The sequence below is a fragment of the Vibrio sp. Y176 genome (genome assembly GCF_033438945.1).
The window spans coordinates 1-4,096 of sequence record NZ_JAWOQS010000031.1 but is presented as its reverse complement, the minus strand read 5'-3'; the positions used below and the strand labels follow the sequence as shown (position 1 = coordinate 4,096).

The 4,096-nt window shown below is 40.6% G+C and carries 3 protein-coding genes; 1 reads left to right on the top strand and 2 read right to left on the bottom strand.

Translation table 11 applies throughout. The features are described from left to right. Positions 1 to 930: hypothetical protein (locus tag R7O13_RS23655; RefSeq protein ID WP_318183472.1), on the bottom strand; the 930-nt coding region annotated here is incomplete at its 3' end. A gap of 1,208 nt (positions 931 to 2,138) precedes the next feature. Here R7O13_RS23655 and mobC point away from each other — a divergent pair. After that, positions 2,139 to 2,969 (top strand): MobC family replication-relaxation protein, encoded by an 831-nt coding sequence (mobC, locus tag R7O13_RS23650; RefSeq protein WP_318304793.1) that lies wholly within the window; start codon positions 2,139 to 2,141, stop codon positions 2,967 to 2,969. A 563-nt stretch (positions 2,970 to 3,532) separates the two neighbouring features. On the opposite strand, the gene R7O13_RS23645 is transcribed toward mobC, so the two are convergent. After that, entirely contained in the window at positions 3,533 to 3,952 is a 420-nt protein-coding gene (locus R7O13_RS23645; RefSeq protein WP_025789263.1) for a hypothetical protein, read from the bottom strand. Positions 3,953 to 4,096 lie beyond the last annotated feature (144 nt).

Below are 4,096 nucleotides of genomic sequence, written 5' to 3'. Positions count from 1 at the left end.
AATTACATCAACACCAACCCAAACCATCGCACCAACCACCATAGGAATGGCAACTCCAAGAGCGACCGTCAAGCAAATAATCCCACCGACAACTGCACCAGTGGCTAAAAGCTTAAACAAATCACTTCCCATACTACCGCACCAATCAACTAAATGATAATCATCATTAAACATCAATTCATTAGTATTGATTGTTGCCGATATAATTAAACTTAAAACAGCCCCTTTCTTAAATCCATTTAATGTATCTTCAGCTAAAACACCCAACTGCTTAATTGTAGGGTTTGTAATTCTATATGGATAATTTTTTTTGATATTTAATCCATTAACAACAGCATAATACTTCTTAGGGTCATTCCAGAGACTGGATATTATTACTCGTTCTATTCCCTGAGCATCAATATATTGTTTAACTGTAATACCAAAGCCACCTAAAGCTTTTGATATTTTTGCCGCAGTAATAATACCTATGCCCATATCTATTTTTGAATGAATGTCATCTAATAGTTTCAGAGTTTCACTTCCAATCGTTTCCCCTTCTTCATTTTTTTGATGCCAGATATTCATCGCACACTTTGCGGCATCATCAACAGAGAAAATACAAACTTGTGTATGTCTACCTTCTAAGTATTCTTTCAAATCGTCTTGTAGATCTTTGTTCCATTCTGGCTCTGTTAGATCGTAGGCCTGTAACGCTGCCGCGTTACGTTCTGCAGTAGCACGCACACGATTTTTTTCCCAACGAGCGTAATCTTCTTGGGTATACGTCAATTCAGCTTGACGCTCTCGACGTTGGCGGGCAGCTCGCTCCCTTACTGTTTCTTCTCGAGCTTGCGGTTTTCTTAATGACTCTTCTTCATGGAGTGGCTTATAACCTCCACCAGAAGAACTCAACGGTTTTTTCTTTCTATCCAAAAAATTGTGTGGCATCAGTTCACCTAACCTCAATTAACGTGATGACATCATAACGACACTTAAAGGTGCGTAATATTGGTCATATGTTAAATAGGCAACTTCACTATCAAAAACACCACTTAGAAGCCCCTCAAACGCTCTAGGCACGATTTCAGACTGAAATCCGGCACATTACCCACCAAAAAACATTTGAAAGTTTGTGACACTTTGAGAGCGATTTACATAGCAATCTAACTAACTTCTAAACTCACTCAGAAACACCTCTGAAATGCTCGTTTTTCACATGTTCAACCTGCAACTAGGCATCTATCATTATCCAAAAATAAAAATGCCTAGTTGGCTCAAACCGCACAAACGGTCATTTGCCGCGTCACAACAATCATTCGAATTAAACTCACATTCACTGAACCAAAGAGTAACTCTTGTTACTTCAAAACTTGGCTCAAATGACAGCAAACTAACAGCGTGAGATCTTAAGATCATAGAGAAAAATGAAACACGCTAACTTGTGTCGAGATTTACGAAAAGAAAGGACGAAAAGCATGAACTTCAAAAAACGTTACATGACCATAATATTGCTCGCATTAGGATTAGGAAGTACTCAAAAAGCGCCTATCAACGAATTAACACTGAACCTTGAGTTACAACATAACTGCTTAGTTTGTTTGTCCTGGTGAAACTAAGCGAAGCGTTTTTACCAAGACAAACGAACCGGCAACGAGCAGCGCGAGGCGACAGTTCGAACAGCGAAACAAAGTGAGTTAGTGAGCCATGTTTTTTTCTGGCTCAATCGCCCAAGCGCCCCCTTGCGGGGTTCAATTGCTAGTCAGAAAAAAATGCGAAGTGTCCAACGTAGCATCGAGAAAACAGGTGAGCCCCCGAACCTTTTTCTCGACAGGGGGAGCCGAACCAAACGCCCGTTCCCGAACGAAAAGGCGAGCAGTTCCCAAACTGCGTTTTGGTTTGGGGGCTTGCCCCAAAATCCGTTGAGCAGGCGAGACCAAGTCCGTATAACGATGTAAAAACGAGACTCTTTGGACTTGTCCAAAAAGGGCGACATTTTTCACGCTCTATAGGGGCTTGGTCTCGCGGAGCGAGGCGGATTTTGCTTTAAATTAGAATTTGAATTGTAGGGGCGTCCAGCCCCGAAGATTTACATTCTAATTCATTGAAAAAGCACGCTTTTTCAATATTCGCCCTTTGGCGAAACTTCTTGTTATTGTTTGGATTTCATCGGTGTCTGCGGTCGGGTGCTATACTCCCCCGATGATAGACACCGATGGCAGAGGCCGATGAACACACAATATCTGATCCAAGATAAAACCGAACGTTACCAACGAAATGCAGACAACATGCAATGCGTCATACAATTTTTAATACAAGAAACGTACTCCACAATCACCAACTTAATGGTGCTTTTGAATTATCAAAAAAGGCAGCCTCTCGATCGTTTACTGGCAAAACTAAAAGGCTTAGACCTCATCAAAAAGTACGAACTAAAAACGCCAAGAGGGAAGCTTGCATTGTGGGGAGTGACCGACTTAGGCCTTGCGCAAAACCAACAGAAAAGTAATGGCAGAGAGAAGAGTTTTGTACCGTACCGAGTCACGGCCAAGAATGCAGAACATAAAATGAAAGTACAGTTTGTGCAGCTCCAGCTACAAAAAAATGGATGGCGTGATTGGGAAAATGGTAAGCATGAAGATGTACGCAAAAAATATCAGGTAGCACACAAACCGGATGGCTTGGTGAAAAGTCCTTCGGGAGCAAAGATTGCACTCGAACTGATGCAAACAATTCAAACGCCATCACGCTACAGGACCATTTTTAAAGAGCACATACAGGCAAAAAAAGAGGGGTACTGGCATGCAGTCTTTTTCATCGTTGAGAGTAACGAAATGAAAAAGCTGTTAGAGAACCACTTCAACAAAATTGAATACATAAGGTTCAAAGAATCGAAGCACCCATTCGAGTATTATCGTTCAAACCTTTACCGAATCTTCACATTAGAAGAGGTAAAGACCTTACAAGAAACAAGAGACCAAAAGCGGTGAATAAGGTTGTCGCAAGACTCCCCAAATCAGCCCTTTCGGCTGCGCCGACCCCTACCCATTTCAACTCTAAACTTGAGTGATTTGGGTATCATCTATGGTCGCTTTCCGTGGAGTTTTGTCTCTTACCCTTTCGGGCTGCCCTGCGCTGTGTGTAAAGCTTTCGCCCCCGTTCCAGTCACACAACACTAATCAGTTATTCCTTTTCCGCTTGTCCCCTCTAGCAGCTACAAGGGGCGGTGTTATCGAGCTTTACGCTTAGTTCTGATTAGTGCCTTTACCTCTCACCTTTGGAACATCCCTTGGTCGGTGAGTGATGCGCGTCGTTCTGTCCAAAACATCTTGATTCCAAACAGAGTGCAGAAATACTCTTGAAGTGCTTACTTGATATGGTCTATCATGGAAGGACTTACACAACGATTTGGTCATCATTTGTGAGTATTCCGAAAAAACCACTCCGGCAAGAGTGGTTTTTTCACATCTGGGGATAGAGATTAATCCTAAAATCGTTAGATCTCAATGATCAATGCAAAGATCTTTGTTGCATACTCTTCTCAAATTTTTGTTTAATCAGCCCTATGGTATATATCTTTATCAAGAGATATATAAAATGATGTTCTTATCTTTTCTGTAGTAATTAAAAAGTAACCACTATCAACAAGGTGTTTCTTTATTGCATCTTTTCCAATCGTTCCAAAAACAACCCCAATGACAAATAGAAAACAAGGAATGTAAGTTCCTAAATATTTACTCCACTCTTTAGGTAATTCAGGACGCTTATTAAAACAAATACAAACAAACCCTATTATACTTAAAAACCAAAACCATGATAAAAAAGGAACTATAGAAAAAACGGAGGTTAACGCTATAGATTCTGGATGATATATATAAACATCCAGTATTGGGCTTATCGCATCAAATAATAAGAAAGGCATCCCGATTAATACAAGAGGGACTCCTAAAAAAATCAGAATTCTATTTAGCATTTGTGGCCTCTTTTAAGCCATTTATTATGTTTTCTTCTATCTTGTTTTCATCCCAAATATTAGAAATAATTACATCAACACCAACCCAAACCATCGCACCAACCACCATAGGAATGGCAACTCCAAGAGCGACCGTCAAGCAAA